The organism is Sphingobacterium sp. MYb382 (genome assembly GCF_037572665.1).
In the GTDB taxonomy this organism is placed as follows: domain Bacteria; phylum Bacteroidota; class Bacteroidia; order Sphingobacteriales; family Sphingobacteriaceae; genus Sphingobacterium.
This window is the reverse complement of sequence record NZ_JBBGZT010000007.1, coordinates 219212-239692: the sequence shown is the minus strand read 5'-3', so window position 1 is coordinate 239692 and position 20481 is coordinate 219212. Positions and strand designations below refer to the sequence as shown.

The 20481-nt window shown below is 38.5% G+C and carries 19 protein-coding genes; 12 read left to right on the top strand and 7 right to left on the bottom strand.

All coding sequences use genetic code 11. The features are described 5' to 3' along the window. Positions 1-2 precede the first annotated feature (2 nt). The gene (locus WH223_RS01805; RefSeq protein WP_340045811.1) at positions 3-1256 is read left to right on the top strand and encodes a glycosyltransferase; all 1254 of its coding nucleotides are present in this window, start codon (positions 3-5) and stop codon (positions 1254-1256) included. A gap of 85 nt (positions 1257-1341) precedes the next feature. Beyond that, the gene (locus WH223_RS01800; protein ID WP_340045810.1) at positions 1342-2631 is read left to right on the top strand and encodes a glycosyltransferase family 4 protein; all 1290 of its coding nucleotides are present in this window, start codon (positions 1342-1344) and stop codon (positions 2629-2631) included. 168 nt (positions 2632-2799) lie between these two features. Here the strand turns inward: WH223_RS01800 and WH223_RS01795 are convergent, their stop codons facing one another. Continuing rightward, on the bottom strand, positions 2800-4083 hold the full coding sequence (locus WH223_RS01795) for an MFS transporter (RefSeq protein ID WP_340045809.1): 1284 nt from the start codon (positions 4081-4083) through the stop codon (positions 2800-2802). A gap of 105 nt (positions 4084-4188) precedes the next feature. Next, the gene (locus WH223_RS01790) at positions 4189-4788 is read right to left on the bottom strand and encodes a TetR/AcrR family transcriptional regulator (RefSeq protein ID WP_340045808.1); all 600 of its coding nucleotides are present in this window, start codon (positions 4786-4788) and stop codon (positions 4189-4191) included. 348 nt (positions 4789-5136) lie between these two features. On the opposite strand from WH223_RS01790, the gene aspS reads away from it, so the two are divergent. Further along, positions 5137-6891 carry an aspartate--tRNA ligase gene (gene aspS, locus WH223_RS01785; RefSeq protein ID WP_340045807.1) on the top strand — a complete coding sequence of 585 codons (1755 nt, stop codon included), beginning with the start codon at positions 5137-5139 and terminating at the stop codon, positions 6889-6891. A gap of 163 nt (positions 6892-7054) precedes the next feature. Next, positions 7055-8443: a LutB/LldF family L-lactate oxidation iron-sulfur protein gene (locus WH223_RS01780; RefSeq protein ID WP_340045806.1), complete on the top strand. Its 1389-nt coding sequence runs from the start codon at positions 7055-7057 to the stop codon at positions 8441-8443. Between the two features lie 6 nt (positions 8444-8449). On the opposite strand, the gene WH223_RS01775 is transcribed toward WH223_RS01780, so the two are convergent. Further along, on the bottom strand, positions 8450-8791 hold the full coding sequence (locus WH223_RS01775; RefSeq protein ID WP_340045805.1) for a tetratricopeptide repeat protein: 342 nt from the start codon (positions 8789-8791) through the stop codon (positions 8450-8452). A gap of 347 nt (positions 8792-9138) precedes the next feature. Between WH223_RS01775 and WH223_RS01770 the strand changes: the two genes are divergently transcribed. From WH223_RS01770 to WH223_RS01750, 5 genes are all read left to right on the top strand, one after another. After that, positions 9139-9876: an electron transfer flavoprotein subunit beta/FixA family protein gene (locus tag WH223_RS01770; protein ID WP_340045804.1), complete on the top strand. Its 738-nt coding sequence runs from the start codon at positions 9139-9141 to the stop codon at positions 9874-9876. Between the two features lie 20 nt (positions 9877-9896). Further along, positions 9897-10871 carry an electron transfer flavoprotein subunit alpha/FixB family protein gene (locus tag WH223_RS01765; RefSeq protein WP_340045803.1) on the top strand — a complete coding sequence of 325 codons (975 nt, stop codon included), beginning with the start codon at positions 9897-9899 and terminating at the stop codon, positions 10869-10871. Positions 10872-10979: 108 nt separating this feature from the next. Then, the gene (locus tag WH223_RS01760) at positions 10980-11600 is read left to right on the top strand and encodes a bifunctional nuclease family protein (protein ID WP_340045802.1); all 621 of its coding nucleotides are present in this window, start codon (positions 10980-10982) and stop codon (positions 11598-11600) included. A 21-nt stretch (positions 11601-11621) separates the two neighbouring features. After that, entirely contained in the window at positions 11622-12980 is a 1359-nt protein-coding gene (locus WH223_RS01755; RefSeq protein WP_340045801.1) for a nucleoside permease, read from the top strand. Positions 12981-13090: 110 nt separating this feature from the next. Then, positions 13091-14398 (top strand): mechanosensitive ion channel family protein, encoded by a 1308-nt coding sequence (locus tag WH223_RS01750; protein WP_340045800.1) that lies wholly within the window; start codon positions 13091-13093, stop codon positions 14396-14398. A gap of 213 nt (positions 14399-14611) precedes the next feature. Here WH223_RS01750 and WH223_RS01745 read toward each other — a convergent pair whose 3' ends face one another. Then, positions 14612-15139: an NAD(P)H-dependent oxidoreductase gene (locus WH223_RS01745; protein WP_340045799.1), complete on the bottom strand. Its 528-nt coding sequence runs from the start codon at positions 15137-15139 to the stop codon at positions 14612-14614. A gap of 163 nt (positions 15140-15302) precedes the next feature. Here WH223_RS01745 and WH223_RS01740 point away from each other — a divergent pair, with 163 nt between their 5' ends. Beyond that, positions 15303-15668: a winged helix-turn-helix transcriptional regulator gene (locus tag WH223_RS01740; RefSeq protein ID WP_340045798.1), complete on the top strand. Its 366-nt coding sequence runs from the start codon at positions 15303-15305 to the stop codon at positions 15666-15668. 67 nt (positions 15669-15735) lie between these two features. Here WH223_RS01740 and WH223_RS01735 read toward each other — a convergent pair whose 3' ends face one another. Together WH223_RS01735 and WH223_RS01730 are read right to left on the bottom strand one after the other, a co-directional pair. After that, positions 15736-16239 (bottom strand): hypothetical protein, encoded by a 504-nt coding sequence (locus WH223_RS01735; RefSeq protein WP_340045797.1) that lies wholly within the window; start codon positions 16237-16239, stop codon positions 15736-15738. Positions 16240-16330: 91 nt separating this feature from the next. After that, on the bottom strand, positions 16331-16930 hold the full coding sequence (locus WH223_RS01730) for a C40 family peptidase (RefSeq protein ID WP_340045796.1): 600 nt from the start codon (positions 16928-16930) through the stop codon (positions 16331-16333). A 172-nt stretch (positions 16931-17102) separates the two neighbouring features. Here WH223_RS01730 and WH223_RS01725 point away from each other — a divergent pair, with 172 nt between their 5' ends. Next, on the top strand, positions 17103-17993 hold the full coding sequence (locus tag WH223_RS01725; protein ID WP_340045795.1) for a DMT family transporter: 891 nt from the start codon (positions 17103-17105) through the stop codon (positions 17991-17993). A gap of 44 nt (positions 17994-18037) precedes the next feature. Here WH223_RS01725 and mtaB read toward each other — a convergent pair whose 3' ends face one another. Next, the gene (mtaB, locus tag WH223_RS01720) at positions 18038-19360 is read right to left on the bottom strand and encodes a tRNA (N(6)-L-threonylcarbamoyladenosine(37)-C(2))-methylthiotransferase MtaB (RefSeq protein WP_340045794.1); all 1323 of its coding nucleotides are present in this window, start codon (positions 19358-19360) and stop codon (positions 18038-18040) included. 276 nt (positions 19361-19636) lie between these two features. On the opposite strand from mtaB, the gene WH223_RS01715 reads away from it, so the two are divergent. Beyond that, complete coding sequence (locus tag WH223_RS01715) at positions 19637-20458, top strand: thymidylate synthase (RefSeq protein WP_340045793.1); 822 nt, start codon at positions 19637-19639, stop codon at positions 20456-20458. Positions 20459-20481 lie beyond the last annotated feature (23 nt).

The window sequence follows — 20481 nt, the reverse complement described above, 5'->3', positions numbered from 1 at the left end:
AAATGAAAGAAATGTTGGAACATAAAGTTTGCTTTGTTGTGGGACTTTATGGAGAAGAGGTTAATGGAGGGGCTGAAAAACATTGTATGATGTTAGCAGAAAAAGTTGCTGAAAACGGATACGATGTAGAAGTACTCACTTCAACATTTGATGATTATACATCGTTTAAGCCTTACTATCAGATTGGGGAGAGTATAATTAACAATGTCCTTGTTAGGAGATTTGAGTCTTCACCATATGATAATAAGACTTACAAAAAAGCCTATAAAAACAGTAAGTATGGAAGAATTTTTAGACGATTGCTCTATCGTTTAAATTTATTAGGATTGATCGTCAAGAAATGGCCTGTTTGGCAATTAGCACGAGAAAAAGAAGAAAAGTGGCTAAAGTCTAATGGCCTTTACTCGCCCGATCTCATCGACTATGTGTATAAAAACCAACATATGTATAAGGCAATCATAATGATCTCTTATCCATGCCCTAATTTCTATTTTATTACGAAGGTCGTTCCTAAAAAAACAATTCTAATCCCTACAGCGCATGATGAAGGCAATTTTTTTCGTCCGTACCTCACAGACGTCTTCACTAAAGTAAGCCATATTGCTTTTAACACAGCCGTCGAACAAACCCTTTGTAAGAATATCTTTGGTAAAGACATGTCTCCAAGTAGCATTTTAGCCGTTGGTTTAGATATTGTGCCACCTATTTCATCCGAAATACTGCGTGAAAAATTTAATCTTCCCAACCGTTACATCCTTTATTTCGGACGTATTGCTAAAGAGAAAATTGGGGACCTCCTTAAATGGTTTCTTCATTACAAAACTATAACCCCTGACCCTGTCAAATTAGTCCTTACAGGAGGGCTGTTCATGGAAAAAATACAACATCCAGATATTATTTACACGGGATTCGTCCATGAAGCAGAAAAAACAGCTTTAATTAAATCGGCGACACTCATTGTGAATCCTTCTAATCGGGAAAGTTTATCGTTACTATTATTGGAAGCAATGGCTCTTGGAAAACCTGTACTCGTAAACGGAAAATCTGAGGTGTTAAAACAACATTGCATAGACAGTAATTTCGCTTCACAGTACTATTTGTCGAAAACTGATTTCATACAAAAACTTTCGAAAATGCTATCTACTACAATAGATCAAAAAGAATTAGAAAGGAAAACGATGGATTATGTTGAAACCAACTACTCCTGGTCTTTAATTTCAAAAAGATTTGATTTATTATTAAAACAACTAAAATAAACTAACAATTAATTTAGCACCAATGCTTAGGCATTACCTCAATTTTGTTAAAAATTGAGCTGTGTAAGGAATCAAGATTATAAAAATGCAAAAGGGAATCAATATTTTAGGCTATATAAACAAGCAATTTGGTTTAGGTGAAGGAGCACGTTCAAACATCCGCGCTATGGAAGCTGCTGAAATTCCTTACGTAATGAATGATTTTAAAGGAGAAATCGCATCAGACATTATTGAAGAGAATGAAAACGGTCTTCCAATACTGACCGATAATCCCTATGCTATAAACCTCATGCAAATAAATGCAGGTAATTTTAGAGAATTACTAAAAGTAACGGATGAAAAGTACTTTTCTAAAAAGTACAATATTGGTTTTTGGGCTTGGGAACTAGAGAAATTTCCCCAAGCCTACAATGACTACATGGAGATTCTTGATGAACTTTGGGTACCAAGCAACTTCTGCTTAAATGCTATTTCACAGGTTTCTAGTAAACCTGTTTTACGCTTCATGCATTCAATAGCGGTACCAGAGGAGACTAAATTAACTAGAAAAGATTTTAACCTTCCGGAGGGACCGGTCATGTATCTGACCATATTTGATTACAATAGTACGGTGAGCCGCAAAAACCCATTCGCTACAATTGATGCTTTTGAATTGGCTTTTGGAAAAAACTCTACTGAAGCAATACTTGTACTAAAAACATCGGCAGGAATTAATTATCGTACAGATAGAAAGCTTTTAAAGGAAAGAGTTCAAGCAAACAATAGCATTATCCTCATAGAAGATGCATTACCACGAGAACAATTGGATGGATTGATGCACCTTTGTGATGTTTATGTTTCCTTACATCGCTCAGAAGGATTTGGTTTAACAATGGCGGAAGCCATGTATCTAGGCAAACCTGTGATTGCAACAGGTTATTCTAGCAACCTTGAATATATGAATTCGGAAAATAGTTTTCTCGTTCCTTATACCTTAATTCCAATCAAAGATCCATTTTTCTTCCCTGAATTAAATAACCTTTGGGCAGATGCTGATGTACCGAAAGCTGCCGAAATCATGAAAATGTTGGCTGACGATGTTACTTTAAGAGAAAGCGTAGGAAAAAAAGCAAGAAACGATGTGAGAATCTCTTTAGCCCCAGCACGAATTGGAGAGAAAATAAAAGAAAGAATAGACTATATCTACGAAAACATTATTCCTAATAAAGGAAACGCTGAACAAGATATAATATTTAATCTCACGGGAGAAAATGCCATTTTAAAAGAAAAAGTTTCTGCTCTAAAAAAAATAAAAACCATAAAATTAAAATTAGCTTTTAAGAACTTCATGAATAAAGTGCGTGGTAAAAACAAGAAATACATTTGGGAAGATTAGTTAAAACTTAACCCCTATTTTCTTTAAGAAAAGTATAAATGTAAACAGAAGCTATATACCAACCACTCTTTATCGTGATAAATGTCGATATTGCTACCGTATTTTATCATTTAAAAAAGGTCAATTTACTGCGTAAATTGACCTTTTTTAATAACAATATAAACAAGTCTAATGCCCATCATTGACGACAGGCTCAGCGATTGGCACTTCCACCACAGGCTTTGATTCCATTTTTTTGTTCACTAAACGATTCACGCGACTCATCGCTACCACGCCTATTACTGAAATAACAGCGACCACATAACCGACTATTTCGTAATTAATTAAAGGACTATTCTTTGTTTGCTGATACACAATAACACCAGCTATTGCTGCACCAATTCCACCTGATATTTGTTGTAAGGAAGCGTTGATACTCATGAAGGCCCCACGGTCTTTCATATCAGGCACAGCACTATTCAAAGCGGAAGAAGGCACCATGCGTCCCATGATAGCGACCATCATAAAAATATTAGTAACAATCACCCAAACAAGAGGCGTTACAGAAAGATGAGTATACACTAAACAAACGATCACCAATAAAATGGAGGCAATAGCGAAAAGTTTAAACTTACTAACGCGGTCACTCAATTTACCAATGAAGGGCATTACTGCGAGCGAACTTAAGCCCGACATCATGAAAAGAAGAGGCAACTGCTCTTCACTAATACCTAAATTATTAACAGCGAAAACAGTTCCGAAGGGCATCATCATAAAACCACCTATAGACAACAATGCTGTAGCTAGAAAACCTATTCTATAATCTTTATTTTTCACGGTATGATACAAGTGCAACAAAGCTTTTTTGTCTTGCTGAATAGCTAGGTGTGCATTGACAGGCCTTAGCCAAAACGCGATGCTTAGCGCAATAAAAATAGACATCGCAACAATCATAAAGAATGGTGCTTCCCAAGCCCATTTATGTGCGATATACAAGCCAATAGGAATTCCTAGTACTTGACTTGCTCCGAAGCCCATCTGCACAAATCCCATCACGCGTCCACGTTTCTCTAGCTGGAAGACATCCGTTATAATAGCCATCGAGATAGAACCAATAACTCCACCAAATAGCCCCGTAAAAATACGAGCAGCAACCAATGTAGGATACGAATTCGCTAAGCCACAAAACAAGGTTCCTAAAATAAAACCTACATAAAAAAACAGGAGTAATTTCTTACGATCAAATTTATCGGCAAAGCCTGCGGTTAGTAAACCAGAGATTCCCGCACTAAAGGCATACGCCGAAACGGCGATACCGAAATCTTGGGTATTCATATCCAAAGATTTGATAAGCATATCGCCCAAAGGAGACATCACCATAAAATCTAAAATGACCGTAAATTGAGTTATTGCTAAAATGAAGATGACAAATTTTTCATATCCACTAAAAGATGTATTTATTTTCTTTTCCATAAAGGGTAAAAGCCAGAGCTATTTAAATAAAGCGTAATTGTAAATTTTTAATTCAAAGTCCAAAAAGGGAACGACAAGAGTACTACTCCTTTCCATAAGAAGACATTAACCTGATTGTTTTTGCAAAGCCCGCAACACTAAACCAAAGGCTTGCCAGAAAATTGATTCTGTCAACTCATAGGGCTCTCCATCAAGGCCTGATCCATCATAATGAAATTTAAATAAAGAGTATAATGGTGCATGCGCCACAGACCAATAAGTCTCCATAGGAAGAGGATCGATTTCTCCGCGTTCGATTGCATTTTCCAGAAACAGATGCAACTGTTGCTTCATACGTTCCATCAAAACGCGCAAAAAATCTCGATAATAAGGAGACTCTTTCAGTCTAAACATAAACATAACTCCAGCTTTGCGATGCATCATCTGTTGGTATCGATTAGCCCACTGCTGCCGAAGTCCATCTTCAAACGACATATTTGGATTAAAATCCTTCAAGATTAAATCTGCAAATTCATTCCCCTGCTCGGTCGCTAACTGAAAAATAAGATCATCCTTATCTTTATAATAAATGTAGATTGTTGCCACGGAAACCTTCGATAGCTTAGCGAGCTTATTGATGCTAAAATTCTCCAAGCCTCCCTGCCCAATCATATTGATGGCGTTTTCTTTTACAGTATTTTCCTTATCGAGGCTTCTTGCTCGCATAGTTATTCAAATTAAACGCACAAATATAAATGAATACTCATTCACTTAAAATGCTTCCCTAGCTATTTTATAAAAAAATAACATTCAGCCAACATTTACAGCTTCACATCATTTCTTGATAGCATCAACCATCTTTTTAAATGTAGATTTTAAAGCATTCACAGCAAATAATCAATATTTTACCCTCCCTAGCAGATAAGCACACAGAAGATCTTAGTTAAACAGAGCTAGCAACCTAGCTTTAACACTCTGTACTAAACAATTAGGAAACGACACGGTGCATACCAAATTGTTTTCTTTATTCTCCTAAAAAACCGATATTTTTGTATGGTTTAAAATCAGAATATAATGCACAGAACACATACCTGCGGCGAGTTAACAATAGCCGATCTTGGAAAAGCGGTAACCTTAAGTGGTTGGGTACAAAAATCACGTGACTTAGGTGGAATGACCTTTATCGACGTGCGAGATCGTTACGGCATTACGCAACTTACGTTTAATAGTGATGATGATGAAGCTTTACGTACCATTGCTCGTGAGCTAGGTCGTGAGTTTGTTATTAAAGCTACAGGTACAGTTATTGAACGTTCGAGCAAAAACCCTAAAATAGCAACTGGCGAAATCGAAATTAAAGTATCAGCGTTAGAAATATTAAACGCGTCCAAGTTACCACCATTCACCATTGAAGATGAGACTGACGGTGGTGATGACTTGCGTATGAAATTCCGCTACTTAGATTTACGTCGTAATCCTGTAAGAGAAAACTTAATCCTTCGTCATAAAATGGCGCAGGAAATTCGTCGTTATTTGGATTCATCAGGCTTTTTAGAGGTAGAAACACCTGTTTTAATTAAATCTACACCTGAAGGTGCTCGTGATTTTGTGGTTCCATCTCGTATGAACCCAGGCGAGTTTTATGCCTTACCACAATCACCACAGACATTTAAACAGCTATTGATGGTATCTGGTTTCGACCGTTACTTCCAAATCGTTAAATGTTTCCGTGATGAGGATTTACGTGCCGACCGTCAGCCAGAGTTTACACAGATAGACTGTGAGATGGCTTTCGTAGAGCAAGAAGATATCCTGAGCATGTTTGAAGGACTTACTAAGCACCTATTCCAACATGTAAAAGGTATAGATTTAGGAACTGTTCCTCGCATGACGTATGCTGATGCTATGCGTTTATATGGATCAGACAAGCCTGATACACGCTTCGGTATGCAGTTTGTCGAGCTTAATGACGTAACAAAAGACAAAGGCTTCCCTGTATTTGATGCAGCAGAGCTTGTTGTCGGTATCAATGCTAAAGGTTGTGCTTCTTATACGCGCAAGCAACTAGATGCCTTAACAGATTTCGTTAAACGTCCACAAATTGGTGCTACAGGTCTTGTTTATGCACGCTACAACGAAGATGGATCGGTAAAATCATCCGTAGATAAATTCTATACGCCAGAAGACTTAGCCGCATGGGCCAAAGCATTTGATGGGGAGCCGGGCGACTTATTCTTAGTTATGGCTGGTCCAGCAGATAAAGTACGCAAACAGCTTAATGAATTACGTTTAGAATTAGGTAAACAACTAGGTTTACGTGATAAAAACAAATTCTCTCCATTATGGGTGATTGACTTCCCGCTATTGGAATGGGATGAGGATTCAGAGCGTTACCACGCGATGCACCATCCTTTCACCTCACCAAAACCAGAGGATATTGCATTATTGGATAGCAAACCGGGAGAGGTTCGTGCCAATGCTTATGACTTAGTTATCAATGGTGTGGAAATCGGTGGGGGTTCTATTCGTATTCACGATAGTGCATTACAGTCTCTTATGTTTAAACACTTAGGCTTTACGCCTGAAGAGGCTGAGAAACAGTTTGGTTTCTTAATGGAAGCTTTCACGTATGGAGCTCCTCCACATGGTGGTTTAGCTTTTGGTTTTGACCGCTTAGTATCTATTTTTGCAGGTCTAGATACCATCCGTGATGTTATCGCATTCCCTAAGAATAACTCAGGTCGTGATATTATGATCGATGCACCATCTACTGTTGCGCAGCAGCAACTTGATGAGTTAAGCTTAGCCTTAAATATTAAAACAAAGTAATAAGCTGTTCGCAGCATCTATAAGAGGCCTATGCCTGACCGATGATCGGTTAGCATAGGCCTTTCTACACCTATGAGTAAAGCATGTTTTTGAAAAATGCCCCTTTCGGTTGATTTTGAATGATGCTTGTGATTCTTTTGAAAAAAAAGTAGTTTTACACTATATGGCCCAACAAATCGCTGAAAAGTTTCTAAAAGATAGTGCGGAGAAGTCCTTTGACCAAAATCATCGTGAAATAATCCATAACAATATCGATAAATACAATAATGCCTTTGAACATGCAAAGGACAAATTTTTCGATTTAGAAAACTCTAAAAAGAAAGCGAATATTATCAAATGGAAAGCCATTGAACATGTAGATCGTTACCTGCTAGACTTCGAATCTAACTTCACAAAGAGAGGTGGAAAAGTTATTTGGGCTAATGACGCTAAAGAGGCATTGGATGAGATTGAGAAAATTATTGAGGAGCATGAAGCCAAGTTGGTCGTAAAGTCCAAATCGATGGCTACAGAGGAAATAGGCCTTAATAAATTTCTAGAAAAACAAGGTGTAGAAGCTATAGAAACGGATTTAGGCGAGTTCATCATTCAGTTGCTTGGACAAAAGCCCTACCATATTGTGACGCCTGCTATGCATCTTAGCCTAGCGGATATTGCGCAATTGTTTCATGATAAATATGAAATGCCGCTAGACGCTACGGCAGAGCAATTAACGCATAAGGCTAGAGAGCTACTGCGCGAAAAGTATACGCAAGCGGATATCGGTATTACAGGCGCCAACTTCCTTATTGCCGATACAGGCAGCATAGCTATCACCGAAAATGAAGGAAATGCGCGTTTAACGACGACTTTTCCCAAAGTACATATTGCCGTTGCAGGCATAGAGAAAGTTATACCAAATTTACAAGATGTAGATCTGTTTTGGCCACTACTTGCTTCACACGGCACAGGACAAAACTTAACGGTTTACAATAGTATATTGAGTGGGCCACGCCAATCGCGCGAAAATGATGGCCCAGAAGAGATGTACGTCATTTTATTAGATAATGGACGTAGCAATCTACTTGCTGAAAAGGAACAAAGACAAGGACTTTACTGTATCCGCTGTGGCTCTTGCCTCAATGTATGCCCTGTTTACCAAAATATTGGTGGACATACCTACAACACGACTTATCAAGGGCCTATAGGCTCTTTAATAGCACCGCATCTTCAAGGTGTTAAAAACTTTAAACACTTAAGCCAAGCGTCTACACTTTGTGGTAAATGTACGGAAGTATGTCCTGTAGGGATTGATATTCATAACATGCTGTTGTTGAACCGCCGCGATGCGGTTGAAACAAACCAAGTAGCGAGCACGGAGAAAAGTACCTGGAAGAAATTCACCTACGTTGTAAAACGTCGTAAACTAATGGACTTTTTTGGAGGTAAATTTAAAAACTTCTTCTTGCGTTATTTCTTCAAGAAAGCATGGGGAACGCATAGAGATCTTCCCCAAATGGCCGACAAATCTTTTTCCAAGCAATGGAAAGAGCAAGAGAAAAACGGGGGTTAATTCCCCCTATTCATCATCCCAATCGTCTTCATCAAGCCCTAAAGCTAATTTATAAGCCGATTGTAATTCACCATAAGCATGACGATTTCTATTACGCTGTGCTACTTCCATACCCACCTGGTAAATTTGTAACGCTCTATCCTTATCCCCTTGGGTTTCTAAAAATTTAGCGAAATGGTAATACGTACCAACATACTCGGCATGTTTAGAGATTAATTCCTCAAAGCCGGCAAGAGCTTTTTCCTTATCTCCCAATTTTTGATATTCCATAGTTAAGGCATATTTCAAAAAAGGATCGTTCGGGCTCTCCTCCAAAAAAGCAGTAAGATCTGCGATTCTATTTGACATTTTTTTTTATTAGTTCACAAAAGTACAAAACAATATACGCACTTTTTCATTAATTAATTACTATGCACGCATAGAAAAATGACACTATACTGACGCTCATCTTTCCTGGACAAAGAAGTCTATTTTTTTTCAAAAAACCTAAAACAATCTGCCTTTAAAAGGCGTTTAGACTATATAGAACAAAATTTTTACAAACGTATTCCTATTCATTGAAGAAAAAATGTAATGAAAAGCCCAGCACAGGATACTTGTTATTACTTAAAAAAAATGATAGGTTTGTTAGTAGACGAAATAAACCACTAGATAGTAAACCGAGCTTACAAATGCTCCTTAAATAATGAGATCATATGAAAATATTAGTTTGCATCAGTAATGTGCCCGACACTACTTCGAAAATAACATTCACCGATAATAACAGCAGTTTTAACACATCGGGAATTCAATACATCATTAATCCGTATGACGAAATTGCATTGTCTAAAGCTGTTGATTTAGCCGAAGGCGGAAAAGCAACCGTCACTGTGCTTCACGTAGGGGACGCTTCTTCAGAGGCAACCATCCGCAAGGCTTTGGCTGTTGGAGCCGATGAAGCTGTTCGTGTGGATGCACCAGCGCGCGATGCATCATTTGTTGCACATCAAATTGCGGCCTATGCTAAAGAGAAACAATTTGACCTTATCCTTACCGGACGGGAGTCTATCGATTATAACGGTACACAAGTACAAGCTTACGTAGCTGAATTGTTGAACATCCCATCGGTATCTATTGCTAAAAAATTAACCATCGATGGTAATACAGCAACTGTAGAGCGTGAGATTGAAGGAGTAAAAGAAATCCTCACGGCGAGCTTACCGCTAGTTGTTGGTACCGCAGAAGGTGTAGCAGAGACTAAAATTCCGAATATGCGTGGTATTATGTCGGCAAGAACAAAACCGCTTGAAGTTATTGCAGCGGTCGACGTACCAAGCTTATCCAGCATCAAAAGCTATGAAACACCACCAGCAAGAGGCGCTGTACAGCTTATAGATAAAGATCAGGTTGCTCAACTTGTGGAGCGTTTACACAATGAAGCTAAAGTTATTTAAGAACCTTTAAAAAGAAATTTATGTCAGTTTTAGTATATATAGAAAATTCAGAAGGCACATTTAAAAAATCAGCTTTTGAGGCCCTTTCATACGCAAAGGAAGTAAGCTCCTTAAGTAACCAAGATGTAATAGCGTTAAGCATTGGTAAAGTTGATGCTGCCGAATTGGAAAAAGTAGGTCAATATGGTGTCGCGCAAGTTATCAATGTAGACACTGACCAGCTAGGTCAATTTGTAAATCAAGCTTACGCATCGGTTATTGCAGAAGTTGCGACAAGTAAATCAGCAAATACAGTAATCCTAGCGAATACGTTTAGCGGAAAAGGCTTGGCACCACGCGTAGCGGCAAAATTAGATGCTGCACTAGCTGTTGCTGCCACTTCTCTACCTACGATTTCAGGAGATACATGGACCATAAAACGTACTGTGTTCTCTAGTAAGGCCATCGCAACGGAAGAACTTACCGCAGCTAAGCGTGTTATCTCCCTAAGCCCTAATGCATTTGAAGTAAAAGAAAATCCTGTATCAGTAAATATTGAAGCTTTTCAAGCTAATGTATCCTCTGGCGATTTATCTACTGTTATCAAAGAAATCGTTAGAGCAACAGATAAAATATCGTTACCAGAGGCCGAGATTGTGGTTTCAGCAGGTAGAGGTCTCAAAGGACCTGAGAACTGGGGAATGATTGAAGAGCTTGCTGATGTACTTGGTGCAGCTACAGCATGTTCTAAACCTGTTTCTGATGCCGGCTGGCGCCCGCACTCGGAACACGTAGGTCAAACCGGAATTGCAGTTAGCCCGAACCTATATATTGCCATTGGTATCTCGGGAGCTATCCAACATTTAGCTGGAGTAAGCTCTTCGAAAACTATTGTTGTCATCAATACAGATGCCGAAGCACCGTTCTTTAAAGTAGCCGACTATGGCATCGTTGGAGACGCCTTTGAAATCGTTCCGAAGCTTATTGAAGCCTTAAAAACGTATAAAAACAGTTAAACATACACATTGAAACAAAGTAAATGGCTATACGTAAACAAGTTACGTCTAGCCATTTTTATTTTTTAGTGAATATTCCCATCTTTGTATTCTTGTAAGGCTTTAAGAATGAAGAAAATCAAATTAGATATTGTTGGCTTGTCCTATAGCCAAACACAATCTGGTGCCTATGCCCTGGTATTAGGGGAAGTTGGTGGCAACCGTAGGTTGCCTATTATTATAGGTGGATTTGAAGCTCAAGCTATTGCTGTGGAGATCGAAAAGATGAAACCCAGCAGACCATTAACACACGATTTATTTAAAACCTTTGCAGACAATTTTAATATTCGCATTGAAGAAGTACTTATCTACAACCTCATTGATGGTATTTTCTTCGCCAAAATACTATGCAATAATGGCGAACAATCTATTGAAATCGATGCACGCACATCCGACGCTGTGGCTTTAGCCGTTCGTTTTGGTGCTTCTATCTATACCTATGATTTTATTATGGATGCTTCTGGCATTGTGATTGAAAGCAATGACTTAGCATTTCTTGAAAATATGGATAGCCCAAAAGAGAATGTAAGTACACGCGAAGCGGATCGTCCACAAGAAAGTCAAACTCCTTCGGCCTACACAAACCTTAGTGATGAGCAGTTGGAAGCCAATCTTACTAGAGCCATTGAGAATGAGCAATACGAGAGTGCGGCAAAGATTCGTGACGAAATCGAAAGAAGAAAATCTTAATTAAACATAATTACTTCATATATGTCAGTCAAACTACGATTAACCATCATGAGCTTTTTCCAGTTTTTTGTTTGGGGAGCTTGGTTAATTACGATAGCGAATTACTGGTTTGGAACCAAACATTGGGAAGGCACCCAGTTTGGAGCCATCTTCGCCACGATGGGAATAGCATCCCTTTTTATGCCTACCCTTATGGGGATAATTGCCGACCGCTGGATTAATGCTGAGAAGTTATACAGCATATTGCATTTCCTATATGCAATTACACTATTTTACCTACCGACGGTAGATGACCCACAAGTATTTTTCTATGTCATCCTCTTGGCTATGTGTTTTTACATGCCAACACTAGCACTATCAAACTCCATATCTTACAGCGCTTTAACTGCAGGAAACTACGACTTAGTAAAGTCCTTCCCTCCTATTCGCGTTTGGGGAACTGTTGGATTTATTGCAGCGATGTGGTTAGTGAATTTAACGGGAAATAAAGCTACAGCACATCAGTTTCATATCGCAGGAGCGGCAGCAGTTGCTTTAAGCATATTTGCGTTAAGTCTACCTAAATGTCCACCAAGGAATACAAATAAAGAATCTAGAACATTTGTACAAACTTTTGGTCTTGAAGCCTTCAAATTGTTTAGCGACTATAAGATGGCTTTATTCTTTATCTTTTCCATGTTTTTGGGTGCAGCACTACAATTGACAAATGCATATGGAGATGTTTTCTTAGATGAATTTAAATTCTACCCTAAATATGCAGACTCTATCGTTGTTAAGTTCTCGACGGTTATCATGTCTATTTCCCAAATTTCGGAAACACTTTTTATCCTAGCGATTCCTTTCTTTTTGAAGCGTTTCGGTATTAAGAATGTGATGTTAATCTCCATGTTTGCCTGGGTATTACGCTTCGGTCTGTTTGGTCTTGGTGATCCAGGAACAGGGCTTTGGATGATTGTTCTATCCTGTATTGTCTATGGTATGGCCTTTGACTTTTTCAATATCTCAGGTTCATTATTCGTAGAATCTTCTACAAACTCTCATATCCGTAGCTCTGCGCAAGGACTTTTCATGATGATGACCAATGGTTTTGGCGCCATCTTAGGTAGTTTAGTTTCAGGATGGGTAATCGAGCATTACTTCACTTTATCCTTCACGGATATCTCTAGCCTAGCAAGCTATTTACACACAGAGGCCAGCAATAGCACTTTATTGAAACTTGTACAGGAGCACGGTATATCATTAGCAGATAATGGCCTACTTAGCGCTGGTATTCACTTAAAAGATTGGCACAACATCTGGTTAGCATTCGCAGGTTATACGTTAATAATTGCGATACTATTTGCAATATTCTTCAAGCACAAACACGAGAAAGCAGATTAGTTTTCTACATAAACGACAAATGGCCGCAGCAAAACTGCGGCCATTTGTCATTTACAGGGCATAGACCGCTAAAAAACCGTTTAGTCTATTTTCCTTATCTTTATCATTATATGGAAAAATCAGACTTTTTAGTAGTAGACACAAAACGAAACACACTTATTTTTGACTGGCTCTTACATCAAATAGAACTATTAGGCTTTAAAGGACATGTAGCCCAAATCAGTACTTCTATTATTCTACTTGTTGTATTTGTATCCGGACTTATCCTAATCGACTTTTTAATTCGTAAAGTACTCAAATCGTTATTTATTCGAATTATACAAAGAACCCTCAATACGTATGATGATCTATTGGTTCAACATAAGATTTTAGACAATATCAGTCATATCGTTCCACTCTTAATAGCACAGCAGTTACTCCCTATTATCTTTATCGATTCACCACTTTGGGCAAGTATAGTTTTTAAAACAACAACTATATTTATCGTCTTCATGGTTTATAGACTTATCAATGGGGTATTGAAGACCATACGTGATGTACTTCACCTTAAAAATCGCCTTGTTGATAAACCCTTAGATAGTTACCTACAGGTTGTACAAATCTTCCTTATTTTCATCGGTGGTATGTCTGCCTTTTCGATATTAACCAGCATCGAGCCTTGGCGCTTTGTTGCCTCCTTGGGTGCGGCATCAGCCATCCTCCTACTCGTCTTTAAAGATACTATCTTAGGCTTTGTAGCAAGCATTCAGGTATCAGCAAACGACTCGGTGCGCGTAGGCGATTGGATCGAAATGAACAAATACGGGGCCGATGGCACCGTATTGCAAATAAACCTTAACAACGTAAAGATTCAAAATTTTGATAAAACAATCGTTACTATACCAACGCATACACTCCTTACAGACTCTTTTAAGAACTACAGGGGTATGCAGCAATTTGGTGGACGAAGAATTAAGCGGGCGGTAAACATTAAAATCTCATCTATCCGGTATTTAAAACAAGACGAGATTGAAGCCTTAAAGAAAATTCAGTTGCTCGCTCCTTATATCGCGGAACGCCAAAAGGAGATTGATGATCACAATTTGAAAACGCAAGCTGACTATAATGTATTGGTTAATGGTAGAAGAATGACCAACGCTGGTCTTTTCAGAGCCTACATCACGCGATACATCCAAAACAACCCCAACATACACCAAGACAGAATGGTGATGGTACGACAGCTCCCTACCACCGAGCATGGTTTACCTTTAGAACTATACATGTTTACGACAAGTACCGATTGGGAGTTTTACGAACGTGTAATGGCTGATATCTTTGATCACCTTTTTGCTTCAATAAAGTACTTTCACCTAGAAATTTTTGAATTACCAGCATCGGATGACTTACGAAGCTTTATAGAAAATAAAGATTTAAAATAGTAAAATGAAAAAGGTCGTTCCTAGCAGAACGACCTTTTCTCATTTTTTGGTTGGGCATATTTCACAATAGGCCTTAACATTAACCATAACACTATGAACAAAAATTACTCTGACACAAAGGTGCAACATCAGTATTAAGTCAATATTAGGTCGCTATTAAATAACCAATTTTTTCTAAAACAGCTTTTTAAGGCAAATTCTCCTATTTGAAGCTTATAAACCCTGTGCATAAGCTAGATAAGCTTTAGCACTATCTTCAACAATCTCGGGGCTTGGATTATGCTCTACATCATACCAAGTAAAAATAGGTGCGAACGCTGCACCAATATACTGTGCTGTTACTTTTATAGGAAGCGAAAGCTGTTCAATTGTTACTTCATACAAACCATCAGCTTGATAGTCTTCCTCTTTGATTCCAGCTGAAATAGCAAGTCCTATTTTCTTTCCTTTCATCTTATCGCCGCCTGTACCATATGCCCATCCGTAGACTAATACCTCATCCATCCATTGCTTCAATAATGGCGGGGTGAAAAACCAATACAAAGGATACTGAAAAATAACGGTATCATGTGCTTCCACTAGCTTCTGCTCGGCTAGTACATCAATTTTCCCGTCAGGGTAAGCTTCATACAAGGCGTGTACGGTAAATTCCGCTGGATATTTTTTCAACTCTTCAATCCATCGTTTATTTACTAAGGAATTTTCAATAGTCGGGTGTGTTACTATAACTAATTTTTTCATCGTTATTACATACTTTAATAAACTCAAAATTAGCATAGCCGCTTTAATCATACAATAAGGGATGAATTAGTCCCTTGGTGATAAATTAATCATGATGGGAAAACGACGCGTAGGGCAATCTTGCTAGCAAAAAAATACGTATTTTTATACAAATAGCAATTCTATGTATCAGCGTAAAATCCCTCTTGACTTTGAATGTGGAACAGGTATAGCCATTGAGGTTGTACTTTCAAAATGGAAATTTTGCATCCTTCAAGAAATTGAACGCGGCATTAGCCGTCCTAAAGATTTAATGGAGGCCATACCTGGTATTACCAAACGAGTATTGCATGATCAATTAAAGCAATTGGAATACCATGGAATCTTAAAAAAAGAAATTTATCCGGAAGTACCGCCTCGTGTAGAATATGCCATCACAGAGCTCGGGCAGACAGCCCTTCCGATTACCAAGGCCGTACATGCTTGGGGATTGGAATTTGGACCTAAGCTCAAAAGCATTCTTCAAGCTGAAGAAGAGAAAAATATATAAATGTCTATAAAACAAAAATACTGCAGTTTATGGCTGCGGTATTTTTGTTTTATCTATTTCTTATGCATTACTTACGTGCATAGGTAACATTAATTCTGTCAAGTACTTTTTCAATTGTCGTCTTAGCGGCATCTTTCATTTTTTGATTACCTGGATAATCGGCATCTAAAACGACACGTTTACTTTTATCTTTATACTTATATTCTAAAATGTAACGTGGCACTTTTGCTCCTTCTGTACTATCTTGACGTACTGTTGTCATATCATTATCTACATTCCAGAAGCCCATTTCCATTGCTTTTCTATGAAGAAACAATAAATCATCGTTCGATAATTTAAGTTTTTCTTTGACCACTTCATTATTTTTATTCAAGTATTGGTAATCTTGCGTTGCTGAATTGTACGTATTCAACATAGAATCTCGTAAGCCGTACTGAATATCAATAGATTCGAAATCAGAAAAACGGAAAGGCGCATTTTTCAACATATTGGAGTAATAAAATACACAATAAATAAAAAATGAACCGATGATACACAAACCTAAAAAGATGGTCTTTGTTCTTTTCTTCATAACAATTAAAATATGACGCAAACATACGGAAATATGCGGGAAGAAAGACGCTTTAGCGTTCCCGATTTAAGGGCTTAGTGTAATCTTAGTGTTAGATTTTTGGAGAACCCGCGCGGACAAAATATTTGTAATACCAGCTATCCTTGATATTAGAGATGATTACTCCACGTTTTGTAGATACGTGCACGAACTTATTATTGCGTAGATATACACCCACATGATCGATGTCTCTTCCTCCGAAGGAGAAAAATATTAAATCACCTTCCTTGAGGTCACGTTCGTATTTACGTTTTACCTGATCGCCCATATCGCGCGAGGTACGTGGTAGATTTTTACGGTACACCTCTTCGTAGAGAATACCGACAAAACGTGAACAATCAATACCCGATTTTTCACCTCCCCCCATCCGATGTGGGCTTCCCATCCAATTATCTAAAAACGAATAAAGTTGTTTATTATTCAATTCTCGCAAACTCACCCCTAGAATATCGGCATAATTAGCCAGTTTAGCGGTCTCTAAGTTCATATTGCGCGCATCACTAGCGTCTGTCAAAATGGTACCCGAAGCAGGTCGTCCGCCGTCCCTTTTTCCCAACACAACATGTCGCTTACTTCCGCAGGAGTTCAGCAGGAGCACTGCACAAAGCAGTCCTACAACAGCAGATAATCGTTTAGAGATGCCTATATACATATAACAAACTTACTTAATTTCCATTTTAGTTACAACAAGATGCATGCCTAAAACTGATTTTAAGAAGCTAAAAGTCAATAAAAAAAAGGACGACTATTGTAAAAAAGCACAGTCAATTTGTATATTTTGAGAGCGCCATCTTGAATTTATGTACCTTTGACAAATTTTTATCATGAATAAATTCAAAGGACTTATCGCTGTATTTTTAGGCGCAGCAAGTTTCGGGATCCTATCCACATTCGTCAAAAAGGCCTATGGCGAAGGTTTTAACTTAGGCGAAGTGACAGGCGTTCAAGCCTTGTTTGGTATGGTTTTTCTATGGGTTCTCCTTGGCATAGTGGTTCTTTTTAACAAAGGATACCTTAAAAAATATCCAGCTACCACACCTACTTGGAAAATGATTCTTAGTGGTACGGCTACAGGAGCGGTAAGTATTTTATACTACAAATCCGTTTCCTTGGTTCCGGCATCGCTGGCCATTGTATTACTGATGCAATACATTTGGATAGGCCAACTCATTGAGTTTGTTGTTTTCAAAGAAAGACCTAGCAAAAAGACATTAATCGGTATTGCCGTTATTTTGGCCAGTACGCTACTTGCAACAGGACTACTAGAAAAAGAAATTCAAGACATTAGCCTTCTCGGTATATTTTATGGATTGGCCGCTGCAACAGCATATGCAACTATCATCATTGTTAATGGACGCGTAGGAAATGATTATGCGCCCCTACACAAAGGAGCCTTAATGGTAACAGGCGCTGTAATCTTAGTATTCGTCTTGCTTCAGCCTTTTTCGATATTTCAGTCAGGTATGGACTCTTTATGGAACTATGGTTTATTACTAGCGTTCTTTGGAACAGTATTACCGCCTGTACTTTTTGCCTACGGAATGCCAAAGACAGGTGTTTCTCTAGGAAGTATATTAAGTGCAGTGGAGCTACCTGTAGCCGTATGTATGGCCTACTTCGTACTACATGAATATGTGTCACCACTACAGTTTTTCGGAGTCGTATTGATTCTGGCTGTAGTAGTCTACATCAATACACAAACAAAAAAGGATTAGCCGCTGGCTAATCCTTTTTTGTTTGTCTAATTTTTAGCATCGGCTTAATTGTGCACCAATACTTCGGGAAGCTCTTCAATATCAACTTCTCCTTGGTCAGTAACCGAAACAAACTTAACAGGTACAATTTCATTTACTAATAATGGATCGTATGCAGTACGTACTTTCACATAGTTTTTGGAAAAACCATGCATATAGCCATCCTTAATATCACCTTCAAATAACACCTCACCTACATTCTCTAGTTGCGACTCATAAAAGGCACGACGTTTCTTCTCCGAAAGGATATGCAACATCTTACTACGGTCACTACGTTGCGAACCTGGTACAGCACCTTCCATTTGCGCAGCGATAGTATTTTCACGTTCCGAATAGGTAAATACGTGTAGATACGAAATATCAAGTTCGTTCAGGAAATTATACGTATCGATAAAATCTTCACGTGATTCGCCTGGGAAACCAACAATAACATCAACGCCGATACAACAATCAGGCATTAACCGTTTAATTGTAGCTACACGCTCAGCATACAATTCGCGTTTGTAACGGCGACGCATCTGCGCAAGTACTTTATTGCTTCCCGACTGCAATGGCATATGGAAATGGGGAACAAATCGTTTGGACTGTGCCACAAAACTTATAATTTCATTGGCTAACAAGTTTGGCTCGATGGAAGAGATACGAATACGATCAATACCTTCCACTTCGTCCAAAGCTTTCACCAAGTCTAAAAACTTGTCTTGGCGTTTACCATCACGAATACCGTAATCACCAATATTAACTCCGGTCAACACAATTTCCTTAACACCAGAAGCAGCAATTTCTTCCGCTTGGCGAACGATATCTTCTATTTTGCCTGAACGGCTAGCCCCACGTGCTAAAGGAATCGTACAGAAAGTACAAGAATAGTCACATCCGTCTTGAACTTTTAAGAAAGTACGTGTACGATCACCTATAGAATAGGCAGACACAAACTCATGTGTATGCTCAATCGGTGCATTATGAACAACCGCTTTGGGTTGTTTCGTCAAATCATTGATGTGTTCAATGATGTTAAATTTCTCGGCTGCACCCAATACCATATCAACGCCTGGAATCTCAGCTATCTCTTGAGGTTTCAGCTGCGCATAGCAGCCAACAATCGTGATATAAGCATTTGGAGAGTGCTTCAAGGCCTCTTTCACTACCTTACGACACTTCTTATCCGCATTATCAGTAACCGAACAGTTATTAATAACATACACGTCCGCCTGACTATTGAAAGGCGTAGTCTCGTAGCCGGCATCTTTGAAAACACGGCCGATGGATGAGGTCTCAGAAAAATTGAGCTTACATCCTAGGGTATAGAAAGCAACTTTTTTATTCATAACAATTTTGCAAAAATACATAAAAACTAGTAGAATCTCAGACATTGACGAATTGTGATATTTCAATGAGAATGAAAGCTGTTTTTTTTGGTAACTTATGCTATCCTGAAATAATGATAACCGTCAAACAGGCGTCAAAAGAATAGGTATATTTTTTCTTTTCTGCTGTAACAAAGCAGAAAACAGATTTAGCTTTTTTATTATTTTGTAGCTAGCTAGAGCTTCTTTTAAATTTATACTATCTTCGTATCAACATTCAAAAAAAACATCCAACACATGAAACAATATCTTGATCTACTAAAATATGTTTATGAGAACGGGGTCGATAAAACAGATCGAACAGGAACGGGAACACGCAGCGTTTTTGGTCATCAGATGCGTTTCAACTTGAAAGATGGTTTTCCGATGGTCACCACAAAAAAACTACACCTACGTTCTATCCTTCATGAACTTATCTGGTTTTTAAAGGGAGACACAAACATCAAATACCTTACAGACAACGGCGTAAGCATCTGGAACGAATGGGCTGATGAACAAGGAAACCTTGGTCCTGTCTATGGTTCGCAGTGGCGCTCATGGCCTACGCCTGATGGTGGCCATATTGACCAGATAGCGAAAGTTATCGAGCAATTAAAGAAATCACCGGATTCCAGACGTATTATCGTATCAGCGTGGAACGTTGCGGAAATTGAAAATATGGCCCTTCCGCCATGTCATGCTTTTTTCCAATTTTATGTTTCTCCGGCGCAGCCAGAAAAAGGAATACTGAAGCCACAGCTTTCGTGTCAGCTCTACCAACGTAGTGCTGATATCTTCTTAGGTGTTCCGTTCAACATCGCGTCTTACGCACTGTTGACGATGATGGTGGCTCAAGTATGTGATATGGAGGCGGCCGATTTCGTACATACTTTTGGCGATGCCCATATCTATAGTAATCACTTTGAACAAACAGAGCTTCAATTGAGTCGAGAGCCAAAGGCACTTCCTCAGCTTAAAATCAACCCTGAGGTACGTGACATCTTTGATTTTAAATTTGAAGATTTCGAATTGGTAAACTATGAGTCGCATCCACATATTAAAGCACCTGTGGCTGTTTAATCTTATTTAATACGCATTTAACA

Bases quoted from the DNA above. Each gene is read 5' to 3' on its own strand.
- WH223_RS01805 (WP_340045811.1), top strand. From the start codon at position 3: ATGAAAGAAATGTTGGAACATAAAGTTTGCTTTGTTGTGGGACTTTAT.
- WH223_RS01800 (WP_340045810.1), top strand. From the start codon at position 1,342: ATGCAAAAGGGAATCAATATTTTAGGCTATATAAACAAGCAATTTGGT.
- WH223_RS01795 (WP_340045809.1), bottom strand. From the start codon at position 4,083: ATGGAAAAGAAAATAAATACATCTTTTAGTGGATATGAAAAATTTGTC.
- WH223_RS01790 (WP_340045808.1), bottom strand. From the start codon at position 4,788: ATGCGAGCAAGAAGCCTCGATAAGGAAAATACTGTAAAAGAAAACGCC.
- aspS (WP_340045807.1), top strand. From the start codon at position 5,137: ATGCACAGAACACATACCTGCGGCGAGTTAACAATAGCCGATCTTGGA.
- WH223_RS01780 (WP_340045806.1), top strand. From the start codon at position 7,055: ATGGCCCAACAAATCGCTGAAAAGTTTCTAAAAGATAGTGCGGAGAAG.
- WH223_RS01775 (WP_340045805.1), bottom strand. From the start codon at position 8,791: ATGTCAAATAGAATCGCAGATCTTACTGCTTTTTTGGAGGAGAGCCCG.
- WH223_RS01770 (WP_340045804.1), top strand. From the start codon at position 9,139: ATGAAAATATTAGTTTGCATCAGTAATGTGCCCGACACTACTTCGAAA.
- WH223_RS01765 (WP_340045803.1), top strand. From the start codon at position 9,897: ATGTCAGTTTTAGTATATATAGAAAATTCAGAAGGCACATTTAAAAAA.
- WH223_RS01760 (WP_340045802.1), top strand. From the start codon at position 10,980: ATGAAGAAAATCAAATTAGATATTGTTGGCTTGTCCTATAGCCAAACA.
- WH223_RS01755 (WP_340045801.1), top strand. From the start codon at position 11,622: ATGTCAGTCAAACTACGATTAACCATCATGAGCTTTTTCCAGTTTTTT.
- WH223_RS01750 (WP_340045800.1), top strand. From the start codon at position 13,091: ATGGAAAAATCAGACTTTTTAGTAGTAGACACAAAACGAAACACACTT.
- WH223_RS01745 (WP_340045799.1), bottom strand. From the start codon at position 15,139: ATGAAAAAATTAGTTATAGTAACACACCCGACTATTGAAAATTCCTTA.
- WH223_RS01740 (WP_340045798.1), top strand. From the start codon at position 15,303: ATGTATCAGCGTAAAATCCCTCTTGACTTTGAATGTGGAACAGGTATA.
- WH223_RS01735 (WP_340045797.1), bottom strand. From the start codon at position 16,239: ATGAAGAAAAGAACAAAGACCATCTTTTTAGGTTTGTGTATCATCGGT.
- WH223_RS01730 (WP_340045796.1), bottom strand. From the start codon at position 16,930: ATGTATATAGGCATCTCTAAACGATTATCTGCTGTTGTAGGACTGCTT.
- WH223_RS01725 (WP_340045795.1), top strand. From the start codon at position 17,103: ATGAATAAATTCAAAGGACTTATCGCTGTATTTTTAGGCGCAGCAAGT.
- mtaB (WP_340045794.1), bottom strand. From the start codon at position 19,360: ATGAATAAAAAAGTTGCTTTCTATACCCTAGGATGTAAGCTCAATTTT.
- WH223_RS01715 (WP_340045793.1), top strand. From the start codon at position 19,637: ATGAAACAATATCTTGATCTACTAAAATATGTTTATGAGAACGGGGTC.